13 protein-coding genes are annotated in these 16,524 nt (G+C 59.4%); 3 read left to right on the top strand and 10 right to left on the bottom strand.

Annotation, left to right across the window (positions count from 1 at the left end; all coding sequences use genetic code 11):
• Positions 1–52 precede the first annotated feature (52 nt).
• A complete protein-coding gene (locus tag EDC26_RS01980) occupies positions 53–919 on the top strand; it encodes an ATP-binding protein (protein WP_132579565.1) in 867 nt (288 codons plus the stop codon).
• On the top strand, positions 912–1,877 hold the full coding sequence (locus tag EDC26_RS01985; protein WP_132579566.1) for a Nudix family hydrolase: 966 nt from the start codon (positions 912–914) through the stop codon (positions 1,875–1,877). The genes EDC26_RS01980 and EDC26_RS01985 overlap by 8 nt, the downstream gene beginning before the upstream one ends.
• On the opposite strand, the gene EDC26_RS01990 is transcribed toward EDC26_RS01985, so the two are convergent.
• The 7 genes from EDC26_RS01990 to EDC26_RS20440 all read right to left on the bottom strand — a co-directional run bounded on the left by EDC26_RS01990 (position 1,859) and on the right by EDC26_RS20440 (position 13,295).
• Positions 1,859–3,340, bottom strand: coding sequence for an efflux transporter outer membrane subunit (locus EDC26_RS01990; protein ID WP_132579567.1), 1,482 nt, complete (start codon positions 3,338–3,340; stop codon positions 1,859–1,861). The genes EDC26_RS01985 and EDC26_RS01990 overlap by 19 nt on opposite strands.
• On the bottom strand, positions 3,333–6,428 hold the full coding sequence (locus tag EDC26_RS01995; protein WP_132579568.1) for a multidrug efflux RND transporter permease subunit: 3,096 nt from the start codon (positions 6,426–6,428) through the stop codon (positions 3,333–3,335). The genes EDC26_RS01990 and EDC26_RS01995 overlap by 8 nt, the downstream gene beginning before the upstream one ends.
• Positions 6,425–9,520: a multidrug efflux RND transporter permease subunit gene (locus EDC26_RS02000; RefSeq protein WP_132579569.1), complete on the bottom strand. Its 3,096-nt coding sequence runs from the start codon at positions 9,518–9,520 to the stop codon at positions 6,425–6,427. The genes EDC26_RS01995 and EDC26_RS02000 overlap by 4 nt, the downstream gene beginning before the upstream one ends.
• Before the next feature lie 11 nt (positions 9,521–9,531).
• Positions 9,532–10,791 (bottom strand): MdtA/MuxA family multidrug efflux RND transporter periplasmic adaptor subunit, encoded by a 1,260-nt coding sequence (locus tag EDC26_RS02005; protein ID WP_132579570.1) that lies wholly within the window; start codon positions 10,789–10,791, stop codon positions 9,532–9,534.
• A 363-nt stretch (positions 10,792–11,154) separates the two neighbouring features.
• On the bottom strand, positions 11,155–11,907 hold the full coding sequence (gene zapD / locus EDC26_RS02010; protein ID WP_132579571.1) for a cell division protein ZapD: 753 nt from the start codon (positions 11,905–11,907) through the stop codon (positions 11,155–11,157).
• Between the two features lie 42 nt (positions 11,908–11,949).
• On the bottom strand, positions 11,950–12,561 hold the full coding sequence (coaE, locus tag EDC26_RS02015) for a dephospho-CoA kinase (RefSeq protein ID WP_132579572.1): 612 nt from the start codon (positions 12,559–12,561) through the stop codon (positions 11,950–11,952).
• A 20-nt stretch (positions 12,562–12,581) separates the two neighbouring features.
• Entirely contained in the window at positions 12,582–13,295 is a 714-nt protein-coding gene (locus EDC26_RS20440; protein ID WP_132579573.1) for a prepilin peptidase, read from the bottom strand.
• Between the two features lie 71 nt (positions 13,296–13,366).
• Here EDC26_RS20440 and EDC26_RS02025 point away from each other — a divergent pair, with 71 nt between their 5' ends.
• The gene (locus EDC26_RS02025) at positions 13,367–14,035 is read left to right on the top strand and encodes a hypothetical protein (RefSeq protein ID WP_132579574.1); all 669 of its coding nucleotides are present in this window, start codon (positions 13,367–13,369) and stop codon (positions 14,033–14,035) included.
• A gap of 227 nt (positions 14,036–14,262) precedes the next feature.
• On the opposite strand, the gene EDC26_RS02030 is transcribed toward EDC26_RS02025, so the two are convergent.
• The 3 genes from EDC26_RS02030 to EDC26_RS02040 form a co-directional block, all read right to left on the bottom strand.
• Positions 14,263–14,481, bottom strand: a complete 219-nt coding sequence (locus EDC26_RS02030) for a response regulator transcription factor (RefSeq protein ID WP_132579575.1) — start codon at positions 14,479–14,481, stop codon at positions 14,263–14,265.
• A gap of 290 nt (positions 14,482–14,771) precedes the next feature.
• Positions 14,772–15,614, bottom strand: a complete 843-nt coding sequence (gene panC, locus EDC26_RS02035; protein ID WP_132579576.1) for a pantoate--beta-alanine ligase — start codon at positions 15,612–15,614, stop codon at positions 14,772–14,774.
• A 35-nt stretch (positions 15,615–15,649) separates the two neighbouring features.
• A complete protein-coding gene (locus tag EDC26_RS02040; RefSeq protein WP_132579577.1) occupies positions 15,650–16,522 on the bottom strand; it encodes a segregation and condensation protein A in 873 nt (290 codons plus the stop codon).
• Positions 16,523–16,524: the final 2 nt, after the last annotated feature.

A 16,524-nucleotide genomic window follows, 5' to 3' on the forward strand; every position in this document is an offset into this window, starting at 1 on the left:
GCCGATAAATTGGCGATAATAGCGATTTGCCCCAGGTTTTCCGGAGAAATCATTGAGTGCCACCGACTTGAGCACACTTATCCACCGCGCCGAACGTGTATTGGCGCAGCTCGAGGCCTGGTTGCCTCCCGCACCCCCCGACACCGATTGGACCGCCCACGCGTTTCGCTGGCGCAAGCGCGGCAATCGCGGATGGCTCGACGCCGTCCAGCACGTATCGGTCATCAACCCGGGCGACTTGCAGCACATTGATCGCCAGAAAGGCATCATCGATCGCAACACGCAGCATTTCCTGCACAAGAAACCCGCCAACAATGTGCTGATGACGGGTGCCCGCGGCACGGGTAAAAGCTCGCTGGTCAAGGCCATGCTGGCCGCTTACGGCGCGCAGGGCCTGCGGCTGATCGAGGTGGACAAGGCCGATATGGGCGACTTGGGCGATATCGTCGACCTGGTTGGCGCGCGCCCAGAGCGTTTTATCGTGTTTTGCGACGATTTATCGTTCGAAGAAGGCGAGCCCGGCTACAAGGCGCTTAAATCGGTGCTGGACGGCTCAGTCAGCTCGGCGGGCGACAACGTCCTGATCTACGCCACCTCGAACCGGCGCCATCTCATGCCCGAATACATGAGCGAAAATTTAAGCGCTCAGCATCAGGCCGACGGCGAAATCCATCCGGGCGAAACCGTCGAAGAAAAGATCTCGCTCTCGGAGCGGTTCGGCTTGTGGCTGTCGTTCTACCCGTTCAAACAGGACGATTACCTGGATATCGTGTATTACTGGCTTAAAGAATCGGGCTGCACGCCCGCCGACATTGAAGCCTCGCGCACCGAAGCGTTGCAGTGGGCGCTGGAACGCGGCTCGCGCTCGGGCCGGGTCGCCCGCCAGTTCGCACGCGACTGGTCGGCCCGGCATGTCTAAACCGTTTATCGAAGTCGCCGCCGGTCTGATCCTGCGCCCCGATGGCTGGCTGCTGCTGGCTGAACGCCCTGCCGGCAAGCCCTGGTCGGGCTGGTGGGAATTGCCCGGCGGCAAAATAGAAGCGGGTGAAACCGTGCTGCAGGCCCTGACGCGCGAACTGAAAGAAGAGCTTGATATCGACGTGACCGACGCCACACCCTGGGTGACGTACACGCACGAGTATCCCAAAAACATCGTACGGCTGGCCTTTTGCCGCGTGACAGGCTGGAATGGCGAACCCGCGGGGATAGAGGGGCAAAGACTGGCCTGGGTTGATCCACACAAACCCATCACTGTCGGAACGCTATTGCCCGCCACCGAGCCGCCGCTGCGCTGGCTGCGGCTGCCCGACCGATATCTGATTACGTCGATCGGCCACACATCGAACCTGCCCGGTTTCCTGGAGCAACTGGACAACGCCTTGCAAAGCGGGATAAAGCTGGTGCAGTTTCGCGAACCCGCCTGGGCCAATGAGGCCGGGCTCGAAGAGGTCAAGGAAGGGTTTCGGCAGGTATTGCAACACTGCCATGATGGCGGCGCCCGATGTCTGCTCAATAGTGTTCATCCCGAATCCTGGCGCGCACAGGCCGATGGCGTGCACTGGCGCGCCTGCGATGCCCAAGCGCAAGAAACTCCGCCATCGCCCGCCAAGGGCCTGGTGGGTGTATCGGCCCACACGTCGGAAGATCTGGCCGCAGCGCGCCGTTTGAACGCCGATTTTGCGGTACTCGGACATGTACTGGAAACCCCGTCGCATCCCGATCAGCCAGGCATGGGCTGGGCACGCTTCGCACAGCTGGCCGAAGAGGCCAGCCTGCCGGTTTTTGCCATAGGCGGGCAATCGATGCAAACCCTGAACGCGGCGCGACAGTACGGCGCCCATGGCATAGCGGGCATGCGCTACTTATTGGCGGGCTGACTATCGACGGGCTGGCCGTCAGACGGCTGCGAAGCCTGCCAGCCGCCGCCCAAGGCGGCAATCAATTGCACACTGGCCACCAGGCGGCTCGATTGCAGCGCTAACGCCGAACGCTCGGTGCTGAGCGCCGTGGTCTCGACCTGGGCCACGCTCAGGTAATCGATCAACCCGGCCTTGTACTGGTTTTCGGTCAGGCGCAAAGACTCGCGCGCGGCCGCCAGGGCCCGGTCCTGGGTGACCTGCTCTTGCCCCATCACGCGCAACTGCACCAGGTAGTTCTCAACCTCTTGCAAGGCCGTCAACACCGTTAAGCGATACGCAGCCACCTGCGCGTCGTAGGCCGCGCGAGCTTGCGCAACCTTGGATTCGCGCGCTCCGCCATCGAAAATGGTCAGCGCCAAAGCCGGGCCCAAAGACCAGAAACTGATTGGCGCGCCCAGCCACGCGGCCCACTGACTGCCGCTCAAGCCAGCGTTGCCGCTGAGAGTCAGGTCAGGAAACCAGGCGGCCTGCGCCACGCCGATTTGCGCGTTGGCCTGGGCTGTACGGCGCTCGGCACCCGCCACGTCGGGGCGACGCTCCAGCAACTGCGAAGGCAGGCCCAGCGGAATATCGGGCACCTTGCCAACGGTCTGCGCCGGCTCCAACGTAAAACCCGAAGGCGCCTGGCCGGTCAGCACCGCCAGCGCATGCTCAAACTGCGCCCGCTGCCAGTTCAGTTCCAGCGCTTGCGTGCGTGCGTTTTCAAGCTGAGTCCGGGCCGCAGCCACATCGGCCTGCGCGGCAACCCCTGCCTGATAGCGATTCTGCGTTGTACGCAACAAGCGCTCATAAGCGGCAAGCGTTTGCTCAAACAACCTTTTTTCCGCATCCAGCGCGCGCAGTTGAAAATAACTTTGCGCCAGGGTCGATTGCATGCTGAGCCGGGTGCCCGCCAAATCGGCGGCGCTGGCCTGCACACCCGCCTGGCTGGATTCGACGGTGCGCCGAACCTTGCCCCATAGGTCCGGTTCCCAGCTAACGCTTCCCGTCAGGCTGGACTGGGTAGAACCGCTCGAACCCGAGCCGCTCAGACCGGAACCCGAACCTCCGCTCGAGCCGCTCCCACCCGATCGGGTGGCCGAAAGCCCCGCATTCAGAATAGGGAAAAACCCGGCGCGAGCCGACTGCACCAAAGCCTGGGCCTGCCGATACTGGGCCTGAGCCTGCGCAATATTCTGATTGGCGGCCAGCAAAGCATCCATCAGCCGGTCCAGAACAGGATCGTTATAGCTGCGCCACCAGTCCGCGCGCAGGGCCGTGTCGCTGGGCATTGCCTGCGTCCAACCCTTTGTTTCTTTGTAATTCGCGCCCACGGCAATGCTCGGCCGCTGATAGTCGGGCCCCACAGCGCACGCGCCCAGCAAACCCGCCAGCGCGAAAGCCACAGAGGCTTTCAGGATATTTTTAGTTGGATTAAGCATGTTCAGGCTGCCCCCGCTTGCGATTGGCCCATAAACGGAAACGATCCAGATATAAATAGACGACAGGGGTGGTATAGAGCGTCAGGGCCTGGCTTAGAATCAGCCCCCCCACAATCGTCAAACCCAAAGGCCGCCGCAACTCCACGCCGGCGCCCGAGGCGAGCACCAGAGGGAGCGCGCCAAACAGCGCCGATACGGTGGTCATCATGATCGGGCGAAACCGCACCAGGCAAGCCTGATAGATGGCATCATGCGACGATAGATGGTGCTCGCGCTCGGCCTGCAAGGCAAAATCAACCATCATGATGGCATTTTTCTTCACAATCCCGATCAGCAGAAACACACCTATCAGCGCAATCAGCGAAAACTCTTCGCCCAGCAGCATCAGGGCCAGCAAGGCGCCGATGCCGGCCGACGGCAGGGTCGATAGAATCGTGAGGGGATGCACATAACTTTCATACAGGATGCCCAGCACGATATACATCGTGACCAGCGCCGCCAGAATCAGCCATGGCTGTTGCGCCAACGACTGCTGCAAGGCATTCGCACTGCCCTGAAAGCCCGCCTGGATCTCCTGCGTAGGCAAGCCGCTGCGGGCCACTGCCTGCTCAATGGCGCGGACCCCTTGATCCAGCGACACGCCGGGCGCCAGACTGAACGAAACCGTATCGGCGGCAAACAGGCCTTGATGCTGCACGCTTAGCGGCGAGTTGCCTACTTCAAAATGCGTAAATGCCGACAGGGGTACCCGAGCGCCGCTAGCCGTTACGACCTGCACCTGCTTGAGCGATTCGGCATTCTGCGCATAGCGCTGATCCACCCCCATCACCACGTGATATTGATTCAGGGGGCCATAGATCACCGATATCTGACGCTGGCTAAAGGAATTATTCAACGTTGACGCGATCAGACTCATATTCACACCCAGGCGGGTGGCGGCATCGCGATCTATGACCAGATTGACCCGCGTGCCCTTGTCTTCCACATCGGTATCAACATCGACCAATTCCGGCAAGCCCACCATGGCCTGCTGTATTTTAGGCAACCATGTCTTGAGCAAGGTCAAATCACTGGCCATCAGGGTGTAGTCGTAAGACGCGGTGCTGGTCTGGCGGCTACCCATGCGTATGTCTTGCTGCGGCACCAGCGTCAGGCGTGCGCCGGGCACTCCAACGAACTTGCCGCGCAAGCGATTCACAACCTGCATGGCGCTGACCTTGCGTTGCGCCAAGGGTTTGAGCTGGATCAGCAGAAAGCTTGAATTGCTGCCCCCACGCCCGCCGGCAAAGCCCGTAACGCTATCGATGGCTGGATCTTGCAGCAATATTTTGCGGAACCCTTCCAGCTTGGGCACCATGGCTGTAAACGAGGTACCTTGATCGACCCGGAAAAACCCCAGCAATTGACCCGTGTCCTGTTGAGGGAAAAAACCCTTGGGCACGATCTTGTACAAATAGACATTAAGTCCTACGGTAATCGCCAGCAGCAGCATCATGAAACGGCCATGCGCCAGCGCCCAGGCCAGCGACGTTTTATAGCCGTCCCACAGCCAATCGCCAACCGCCTGGAAGCCCCGCACCAGTCTGCCGGGCGCTTTCTTTTGCCGGGGCTTGGAGCGCAGCAAGTGCGCGCACATCATGGGCGTAAGGGTGAGCGACACAATCAGCGAGATCATGATGGCGGCCGACAGCGTGACGGCAAATTCTCGAAACAGACGCCCGACGATGCCGCTCATCAGCAATATGGGAATAAACACCGCGACCAGCGATACGCTCATCGCCAACACCGTAAAGCCTACCTCTTTAAGCCCGCGCAAGGCGGCGCGAACAGGAGACGCGCCCCGTTCAATGTGGCGCATGATGTTCTCCAGCACCACGATGGCATCGTCGACCACGAAACCCGCTGCGACGATCAGGGCCATCAGGGAAATGGTATTGAGCGTAAAGTTGAACAGCAACATCAGGCTGAAGGTGGTGATGAGCGACACAGGTACCACAACGCTCGGTATAAGGGCTGCCCGCAGATTGCGCAGGAACAGCAACACCACCAGCACCACCAGCGCCACGGCAATCACCAAAGTAAGCTCGGCCTCCAGCAAGGACGCGCGTATGCTGGGAGTGCGGTCCTGTGCCACCGTCAACACAACGTTTGCAGGCAACATTGCCTGAAAGCTCGGAATTTCCGACTGAATGGCATCCACGGTATCAATGATATTGGCGTCGGACTGGCGTCGCACAATCAATAAAATGGCTTTTTTATCATTGAAGAAACCGGCGTTGAAAATATCTTCAACCGAATCCTCTACCGTGGCCACATCGCTCAAGCGCACCGGGGCACCATTGCGATACGCCACAATCAGGGGCCTATATTGCGCAGCCTTGGTCAATTGGCCGCCCGAGTTCACTACCCAGTGAAGCTTATCGTTTTCAACCATGCCGTTCGGACGCATGGTGTTGGCGTTGGTCAGCGCCGTGCGCACATCATCCAGAGCCACACCCGCGCTGGCCAGGGCCTGAGGATTCAAATCAACGCGTATGGCCGGCAGCGAACTGCCGCCTATGCTGACCTCGCCCACGCCTGAAACCTGCGCCAGTTTTTGCGCCAGAACGGTCGAGGCCAGGTCATACAGCTGGCCCTGCCCAACGGTGGATGAAGTCAGCGCCAGCACCATAATGGGAGCCGACGCCGGATTCACCTTGTGATAGGTGGGGTTGCTGCGCAACGCGCTGGGCAGCAGCGTGCGCGCGGCGTTGATCGCCGCCTGCACATCGCGCGCGGCGCTATTGATGTCGCGGCTCAGATCGAACTGCAAGAAAACGCGCGTCGAGCCCTCGGTGCTGCTCGAACTCATGTCGGTAATCCCGGCAATCGAGCCCAATGCCTGCTCCAACGGCGTAGCCACACTGGACGCCATGGTTTCCGGGCTGGCCCCGGCCATATTGGCCGACACCGAGATCATTGGATAATCAACCTGCGGCAAAGGCGACACCGGCAGCAGCCAGAAGGCCAGCCCTCCTGTCAGCACCAGGGCCAGACTTAATAGTGTCGTAGCCACCGGGCGCATGATGAAGATCGACAGGAACCTCATTGCGCCGCCTCGCCACTGCGCCGCCACGCCCGAACCCGCTGCGACAAGCCGTCAAACCACAGGTAAATAACCGGCACGGTAAACAGCGTCAGCAACTGGCTGCACAGCAAGCCGCCAACCATCACCAGACCCAAGGGCTGGCGCAACTCGGAGCCCGCGCCCGTCGCAAGCATTAAAGGAATGGCGCTGAACAAGGCCGCCAGCGTGGTCATCAGAATCGGCCGGAACCGCAACAAGGCGGCCTCGTGAATAGCCGCCTGGGGCGCCAGGCCACGCTCGCGCTCGGCATCGAGCGCGAAGTCGATCATCATGATGGCGTTCTTCTTGACGATGCCTATAAGCAAAATAATGCCAATGATCCCGATCATGTCGAGCTCGGAGCCGCTCAGCAGCAAGGCCAGCAAGGCGCCAATGGCAGCCGATGGCAGCGTCGATAAAATCGTGATGGGGTGAATATAGCTCTCGTACAGAATACCCAGCACAATATACATGGCCACCACAGCCGCCAGCAGCAGCCACAAAGTGCTGTTGAGCGACGCCTGAAACGCCCGGGCGGCCCCTTGGAAACTTGTGTCTATCGATGCGGGCATGGCCAGGCTGCTTTCAGCCTGTTGAATCGCCGCGACCGCGTCGGACAACGCTACGCCCGGTGCCAGATTGAATGAAATCGTCGCGGCCGGAAACTGGCCCAACCGTTCAATCGACAGCAAGGTGTTCGATTCAACGACCTGAGCCAGGCCAGACAAGGGAACCGGTCCGCCGCTCGTGGTCGGCACAAAGATCTGATTCAGCGACGCCGGGTCCTGGCGATATTGAGGCGCCACCTCCAGCACTACACGATACTGGGCCGACTGAGTGAAAATGGTGGAAATCAGGCGCTGCCCGAAGGCATCGTAGAGCGCCTCGTCTATCGCCGAAGTGGTTACGCCCAGGCGCGCGGCGGCATCGCGGTCTATTTTCAACGAAGTCTGCAGACCACCCGGCTGCAGGTCATCTCCCACGTCGGTCAGTTGCGACAAGGCCTGCAGCTTTTGCACGACCTTGGGTACCCATTGCTCGAGCACCGCGCTGTCGGGGTTGGACAAGGTCATCTGGAACTGGGCCCGGCTGACATGATCGTCGATGGTCAGGTCCTGCACCGGCTGCATATACACTTTGATGTCCGGCACCTTTTGCAGCGTTGTGCCCAGCCTTCGAATAATCGTGGCCGCATTGGCGCTGCGCTCACTGACCGGCTTGAGCGCAATCTGCATGCGCCCGGTATTCAGGGTTGAGTTGGTGCCGTCTATGCCAATGAACGAGGTCACGGCCGACACGTCGGGATCTTTCAGTATCTGATCCACCGCCTGCTGCTGACGTTTGGCCATGGACGGGAACGAAACGGTTTGCGGCGCCTGGCTGATGGCCTGAATCATGCCCGTATCTTGCTGCGGAAAGAAGCCCTTTGGCACCACTATATATAGCAAGCCGGTCACGATCAGGGTGCCCACGGCAACTATCAGCGTGGCCCGCTGATGCGACAGCACAAAAGTCAGGCCACGGTCGTACGCTTTGATCGAAGATTCAATCCAGGCGCCGGCCTTTTTCTGGAAGCGGCCGTATTTCATTTCCGATTCGGGCTTGAGCAGGCGCGCGCACATCATTGGCGTGAGCGTGAGCGAAATCAGCAGCGAAATCAAAATTGCCACCGCCAGGGTGATGGCGAACTCCCGAAACAGGCGGCCGATGACGTCGCTCATGAACAGCAACGGGATCAGCACCGCAATCAACGACAGGGTCAGGGACACCAACGTGAAACCGATCTGCGATGCGCCCTTCAAGGCGGCTTTCAGGGCCGTCTCGCCCGCTTCGATGTGGCGCGCGATATTTTCTATCATCACAATGGCGTCATCGACCACAAAACCGGTGGCGATCGTCAGCGCCATCAGGGTCAGGTTGTTGATGCTGAACCCGGCCAGGTACATGATGCCGAAGGTGCCCACCAGCGACAACGGCACCACCACGCTGGGGATGAACGTGGCCGTCCAACTGCGCAGGAACACGAAAGTGACCAGCACTACCAGAACTACCGCCAATATCAGTTCGATACGCACATGGTAGATGGAGTCGCGTATCGTTTGCGTCCGGTCCGTGGCCACGGACACATCCACGCCAACGGGCAATGCCTGTTTCAGCGTCGGCAGCAAGGCCTCTACGCGATCCACGACATCGATGACATTGGCCCCGGGCTGGCGCTGGATACTGAGTAGAATGGCCGGGGTTTTCCCCACCCACGCCGCCTGGCGTATATCCTGCGCATCTTGCCGCGTGCGGGCGACATCGCGCAGGCGCAGCGGCGCGCCATTCTGATAAGACAATATCAATTGATCGTAGTCTTTGGGCGAGGCGAGCTGGTCATTGGCGTTGATCGTGGTGGAGCGCTCCGGGCCGTCCAGATTGCCCTTGGGCTGATTGGTGTTGGCCGTCGTGACGGCCGTACGTATATTGGCCAGAGTCAGGCCATGAGCGGCCAATGCCTGCGGGTTGGCCTGTATTCGCACAGCCGGCCGCTGGCCGCCTGCAATGCTCACCAGTCCAACCCCGGATATCTGCGACAGCTTTTGCGCCATCCGTATGTCGATCAGGTCCCGGACCTGGTACAAAGGCAGGGTCGGCGAGGTAATCGCCAGGCTGATTACGGGCGTATCGGCCGGATTGACCTTGTTGTAGGTCGGCGGCGTGGGCAGGTCACTGGGAAGCAGGTTGGAGGCAGCATTGATGGCCGCCTGGACTTCCTGCTCGGCCACGTCCAGAGGCAAGCCCAAATCGAACTGCAAGGTAATCATGGACGAACCGCCCGAACTGGACGAACTCATCTGCGACAAACCGGGCATTTGGCCAAACTGGCGCTCCAGCGGCGAAGTCACCAGCGCCGTCATCACCTTGGGGCTGGCGCCCGGATACAAGGTAACGACCTGAATGGTGGGGTAATCCACTTCGGGCAGGGCCGACACGGGCAGAATCCGGTAGGCCAGTATCCCCGAAATAAGCAGCGCCAACATCGCCAGGGTGGTGGCGACGGGCCGCAAAATGAACAATCGCGAGAGATTCACGTGCTGCGAACCTAGTGGCGGGCGCGCGGGCCGGGCGTCGCGGCGGGTGCAGTCGATGGCTTGGCGGCGGTCGCCGTTGTGGATTTGGCCGAGGCGTCTGCCGCCGTAGCGGCCTTCATGACCTCCACCTTGGCGCCCTCGCGCAAACGATCCAGGCCCTCGACCACCACCTGTTGACCGGCCGCAAGGCCGGTCTTCACCGCTACCTGCTTGCCATCGACGGTGCCAGTGGTGATGGCTTGAATATGCACCGTTCCATCATCCTTCAGCACATACACGAATGCCCCAATCGAGCCTTGCTGCACAGCCATGGTGGGCACCACCAGCGCGTGATCGTCGCTGCTGACCAGCAGGCGCACATTGACGAACTGGTTGGGAAACAGGGCTTCGTCATCATTGGCAAAGCGCGCCTTGAGCTTGAGCGTGCCGGTGGTGACGTCGATCTGGTTATCGACCGACATCAGTTCACCGCTGGCAATTTTCAGCTGATCGTCGCGGCCATATAGATCGACAGCCAATTTCCGGCCGCTGTGCATGGCGGCCAGAACCGGCGGCAGCTGCGCCTGAGGCAAGGTAAAAATGACGGAAATGGGTTGGGTCTGGGTAATGACGGCCAAACCGGTGGTGCTTGCAGCCGAAATCAAATTGCCCTGATCAACCATGCGCAGACCCAGACGCCCCGAAATCGGCGCGGTGATGCGCGTAAAATTCAGCTGCAGCGCAGCACTATCGACGGCCGCCTGATCGCTTTTTTCCGAGCCCATGTACTGCTGGACCAGCGCTGCCTGGGTATCCACCTGCTGCTTGGCGATGGAATCCTGCTTGTACAGGGTCTGATAGCGTTGCAAGTCACGCCGGGCGTTTTGCAACAGGGCTTCGTTCTGCTTTTGCTGACCCTGGGCCTGTTCAAGCGCAACCTGGAAAGTGCGCGGATCGATCTGAGCGAGCAGGTCGCCCTGCCGGACTTTCTGCCCATCGGTAAAGTCGACCTTCTGCAATTCGCCGTCAACCCGGCTGCGTACCGTGACGGTATTGAACGCCGTGACCGTGCCAATGGCGTTCAGGGAAAAATCAATGCGGCCGATTGCCACCGGCTCGACCCGTACCGGCACCACATCGGAAGCACCGCCGCGGAATGCGGAAGCGGGCGTGCGTTTCGTATTTTTATTCAGAACCCAATACCCCCCGCCCAATGCAATCGCTATAAGGATGGCCCAAACCCAGACGCGGGTATGGCGAGGCCGATTTGGTTCGGCACGAGGGTCCAACATACACAACTCTCCGTTTCAGCACGTGATAACTACGTCATTCTCGCCGATTTAAGGTGTCCACGAACAGGAATATCTGAAAGCTGAAATCGGGTGCAACAACTAATTGCCGCGGCGATTGGCAGCCACAAGGGCTGCCGCTACATTATGGCGAGTACGTTTTTATTGGCGGATATGTTCTTATTGACGGATATGTTCTTATTGGCGGATATGTTCTTATTGGCGGATACGTTCTGTAGTGGCACCCCTTGTGGGTGCCAAGGCCCTGACAAACAAGATGTATCTTGCATAGATGACAGGCACAAGGCCTGTCGCTACATGCCTGCCGCTGCAACCCGATAGATCGGCCGAGGACGCAATTGAACCCTACACATTGCAGCGTGCCAGTTTGAAGGGCACATCGCGCGTAACCGGCTGCGGCTTCAGATCGGAATCCTGCGCCGCAAAACGGATCCATATGACGTATTTATTGGCGCTCATCTCGGGAAACACCCGCAGATCGGGGTCCACCCACACACGCAGCATCTGGAAGGTTTTGCCGCTAAGCATTTCCTGATAGGCCCCCTGCTTGGCCTCAAGATCGACGATATCGCTGGAATCCCGCAGCAGCCGCAAGCACAAGGACAAGCCCTTGTACAGCGGTAAAAAAGGGCTGATCCACTGCTTGAGGTCTTGCAAGCGGTCATCGTAAGGCTTGATCTGCCAGGAATAATACGAGGGCATGTCGACTTGCGAGGAACCGCCGGGCACGGCGATGCGTCCGCGCAGACTCGCCAGCCATTCATTGTCGCGCAATATTTGCCCCACCCGGCCCTGCGAACCAAGCTCTGTGCTGCTGGCCTGGATTTCGTCGAGCAAGGTATCGAGCGTACCCGAATCGACGCCAGGGTGCTGGCGCAAAGCGCCAAGCGCACTGCGCTGACGCTCGAGATCCTGCACAATCGAGCCTCGCAGATCGGTGCGGTCGCAGATATCGAGCACATCGAACAGCGTTGCAACGGCCACCTGCTGATGACGCGCGTCGGCGCCTTCCACGAAAAAAAACAGCCTGTCGAACAAGTGCTCGACCCTGAGCAGAGCCCTAACGCGTTCGTTGCAAGGATATTCGTAAAGAATCACGCGACAACAATCCCTTTTTTTAGCAGAAGCATCTCCAGCCGCCTAACCCCGCTGTCGTGCCGAAGAACACCAGCGCTTATGCACTACACAAGCGCGCTGCTCAAGTTGGGCAAGCGTCGTATGCGCATCGTTAAGCACCACATCGTCAGCAAGCGCCAACCTATCCTTACGCGAAGCTTGCACTGACATAATACGCGCAATAGCCTCTGGAGTCAGCCCGCTGCGGGCCTGCACCCGCGCCACCTGCGTCGCCGGATCGCAATCGACGACACATATCCGGTCGACACGATCGCGCCAGCGACCGGACTCAACCAGCAAAGGCACCACGAACACAAGATAACATCCTTGCGCCTGATAAGCGCGTTCTTGTGTAACGACACCTATCATTGGATGAATAATCGCTTCCAGTCGACCCCGGGCGGCCGGGTCGGAAAACACCAGATCACGCATGCTGCGCCGGTTCAGAGAACCGTCTGGAGCGATCACGCCAGGCCCGAACCGCTCACGGATGGCGTCGATGGCGGCGCCCCCCGCCGCCGTAAGCTCATGAGCGATCTGATCTGTGTCGATGACTGCGGCGCCCCATTCCTGAAAAAAATCGGCAACGCGGCTTTTCCCGGACCCGATGCCGCCCGTCAACCCTATCTTGTACATAGGCCAAGTCAACCTGCTTGCTAAAAGTAAGACTGTACCCCAGGACCCAGCGCCAAGGCAGTGGCCCCGCCGGCCGCCAGGAAGGGCCCGAACGGGTAGGACGAGCCTAGCCGAAAATTTTTCTGGCGTAAAAATGCCGCACCTATGCCCGCCAGGCACGCAGCCAGCAACACGTACGGCAAGCTGAAAATACCCACCCAGGCTCCCAATGCCGCCAACAATTTGAAATCGCCATAACCCATGCCGGCGCGGCCTCTGAACAAGGCGAACAGCCAGAACAAAACCCACAAGAATCCGTAACCTGCCACGGCGCCCGCCAGCGACTGATGCAAAGACACCGGGCCACCCATCCACGCCGCCGCCAGGCCCAGCCAAAGCAAAGGAGCAGTCAGTGCATCGGGAAGCAAGGCCAGTTGGGCATCGACCACGGCCAGGATCAGCAGCATATTCAGCGCGATCAGCGTCGACCAGAAGCCAAAGCCCAAACCGTAACGGTGCGCCAGAATCCAGGCCAGCCCGCCCATAACCATCGAAGCGCCGCAACGCAGCCACGGCGCCAACGGCGATAAACCGCAACCCGGATGCGCTCCATCGCCGGCTTGCAGTTCGACAGCGAGCCGAAGCGCATACCTGCACGCAAAACCTGCGCTCCACCACGCACCGGAAATTCCGGCCAATGCGCCTGCGGCGCAAACGACAACAAGCCCCCACCCGGTGGTTAAAACTGATAACAAGATCGGCTCCTCTCCCAATACAACAATAATTGCGTAGAATGCATAATGCCTTTAATTGATGGAATTTTCGTATGTCTGCCCATGTACCAATCACCTCGCGCCCCGTTGTACGTACCCTGTGGTTCGCACTGACGGCCCTGATTCTTGCCGGCTGCGCCCAAACGCGCACTCCCGGCTACTACGACGTACCGCACGACAGCACCCAAAGCGATGCCCAAATGCAGGCGCAAGGCCGCGACCAGGCCAAAGCCCCGTCACAGGTACAGCTGGGTTTTGGCAATAGCCGGAAAGCCGACCAAAACGACGCTACCAGCACAGCTTCATCTGCCGCTCAGGCCCCCACACCCGCCAAACCGCAGTTGCTCGCCGAAGCCAAAACCTTTCTGGGGACCATCCCGTGCCTGGTCAACGGCAATGCCTGCTCGGCCACCCGGGTAACGCTTACCTTGGCGCCAAACGGCGAATGGCGCTCCCGCACTCTTACGCTCGACGGCGCCAACGCCGGGCACAGCCAGGTCCAGCAAGGCTGCTGGCATGTCATAGGCGCGTCGCCGCTACGCGTACTGCTGCAGCTGAAAAACCAGAACGCCAAGGCAGATTTAAGCTTCGCCAACAACGAACAGCTGCATATAAACGCCATTGACAACATCACGCCGAATCTGGATTACCGCCTTACCCGGCAAGCCGACATCGATGCCATAAGCGAGCTGAAAGAGCCTGCCATGCATTGCGGCAATTAAGGAAATGCGATCAGGTGTTAAACGGCGTTGAAGGCGCTGGGTTGAAGGTGTGAAGTGATGTTTTGGGTAGAGATGGCAGCCACAAGGGCTGCCGCTACAAAAATGGTATAAAACGTACCCCCTAATGTAGCTGCGCCCCTGTGGCGGCACCCCTGTAGCGCCACCCCTTGTGGGTGGCAAAACCAAACAATCTGCCAAACCCCAACCAGGCATCAAAGCTCCGTCAACTAAGGCGCCAGCACGCAGTGCACCAGTTCTACGGCGTTTCGCACCTGCATTTTCTGGAATATCCGCGCGCGGTGGGCTTCGATTGTGCGCTGGGACACGCCCAGCTCGGCGGCAATGATTTTGTTGGGTTTACCCATGGCTACATACGTCATGACATCGCGTTCACGCGGGGTCAACATCGTAAAACGCGCATTATCCGTATCCGCAACAACGTCCATGTTGATCTCCTCATATTGTCTATTTATGTACGGCAGATTCTGGCATGAACAATCGGTAAAGTCGCCTGTCATTTCTGACACCAATACCGCTTGCAAAACGGCCGGATTTAGCACAAGAATGTAGCTTGTCCATGTGGCGCCAAAGCGCCATGGCACCCACAAGGGGTGCCGCTACAGAAACGTTGGCGAATAGGGCGACGCCTTGCGGCGATGACAGGCACAGGGCCTGTCGCTACAAAGACAAAAATGGCACCCACTAGGGGTGCCACTACAAAAGCAGGTGCCGCTCGCTATATTTCCAGATTATCGATCAGGCGCGTACCGCCGATCCGGGCGGCCGCCAGAACGACCAGGGGTTCGCCGGCCTGGATTTCTTCTGCCGTGGGCGAATTAAGATCGCGCTGCCGGCGCAACGACACATAGTCGGGCGCCCAGCCTCGCTCCACCAGCGCAGCGGCGGCCTGCCCTTCCAGCCCTGCCTGATCGAACCGGCCGGACTTGATCTGCGCCTGTATCTTCTGCAAAGTGGCGTATAAAAAAGGCGCTTCGCGGCGCTCGTCCGCCCCCAGGTACATATTGCGCGAAGACAAGGCCAGGCCATCGGTGTCGCGCACGGTTTCGTGAGCCAGGATTTCTACCGGCAACTGGAACTGCCGGCACATATTGCGCACCACCATGAGTTGCTGATAGTCTTTTTTGCCAAACACGGCCACCGCGGGTTGCACACAGGCGAACAGTTTCATCACGACGGTGCTGACGCCGGTAAAAAACCCGGGGCGAAAATGGCCTTCGAGAATATCGCCCAGATCGGCCGGCGGCAGCACCTGGTAGTTTTGCGGTTCGGGGTACATTTCGCGTTCGTTCGGGGCAAACAAAACATACACATCACGCTCGCGTTCCAACTTTTCAATATCGGACTGCAGGGTGCGCGGATAACGGTCGAAATCTTCGTTGGGCCCAAATTGCAGCCGATTGACGAATATGCTGGCCACCACCGGGTCGCCGTGCTGGCGCGCCAGCTTCATCAGCGACAAATGCCCCTTGTGCAAATTGCCCATGGTCGGCACAAACGACACACGCAATTGTCCCCGCAATTGGTCGCGCAGCTCTTCGATCGTATGAACAACTTTCAAGAAACCCTCCGTCCTGAAAAAGAATCGTGCCCGGCTTACGCTTCTGTTTGAGTGTATGACAAGCGCACATAAATAGGGGCATACGGCTCGGCCTGGGTAATATCCAGCAAAGACTCGCGGGCAAGCTCCAGCAGAGCCAGAAAATGCACCACAATCACCGCCGCCGTATCGCCCGCCTTGGCCCGCAGCATGAACAATTCCGTAAATTCCATAAATCGCACATCATGCAGAGCGCGCAGAATCTGGCTCATGTGATCACGCACGGAAAGCTGTTCACGCGTAATGTGGTGATGCGCGTTGAGCTTTGCGCGACGCATTATCTCCACCCAGGCGTTACGCAGATCGTCGGGGCTGACCTCGGGCAGCATGCGCGCAACGCTCAAGTCCATCAAGGCATGGCTGCGCAGAAAATCGCGGCCGGCCTGGGGCATGGAGTCCAGCTTGTGCGCGGCCAGCTTCATTTGCTCGTATTCCAACAAACGGCGCACCAGCTCGGCGCGCGGATCATCGGGCTCTTCTCCGGTATCGCTCTTTTTAACCGGCAGCAACATCCGCGACTTGATTTCAATAAGAAGCGCTGCCATCAATAAGTACTCGCCGGCCAGTTCAAGATTCTGGTCGCGAATCTGCTCGACATACGACAGATACTGCCGGGTGACCTCCGCCATGGGAATATCAAGCACATTGAAATTCTGCTTGCGTATCAGATACAGCAGCAGATCCAAGGGCCCCTGGAAAGTCTCCAGAAACACTTCCAGCGCGTCGGGCGGGATGTAGAGATCCTGCGGCATGGCGAACAGCGGCTCGCCATACAGGCGCGCCAGCGCCACGCTGTCGACGACATTGGGGGTACTGTCAACCGCAGGCTGAATCAAGGCGTCGATCTGGCTGGCCGCAACCACAGGCACGG

The sequence above is a fragment of the Paralcaligenes ureilyticus genome (assembly GCF_004346225.1).
Lineage (GTDB): Bacteria > Pseudomonadota > Gammaproteobacteria > Burkholderiales > Burkholderiaceae_B > Paralcaligenes > Paralcaligenes ureilyticus.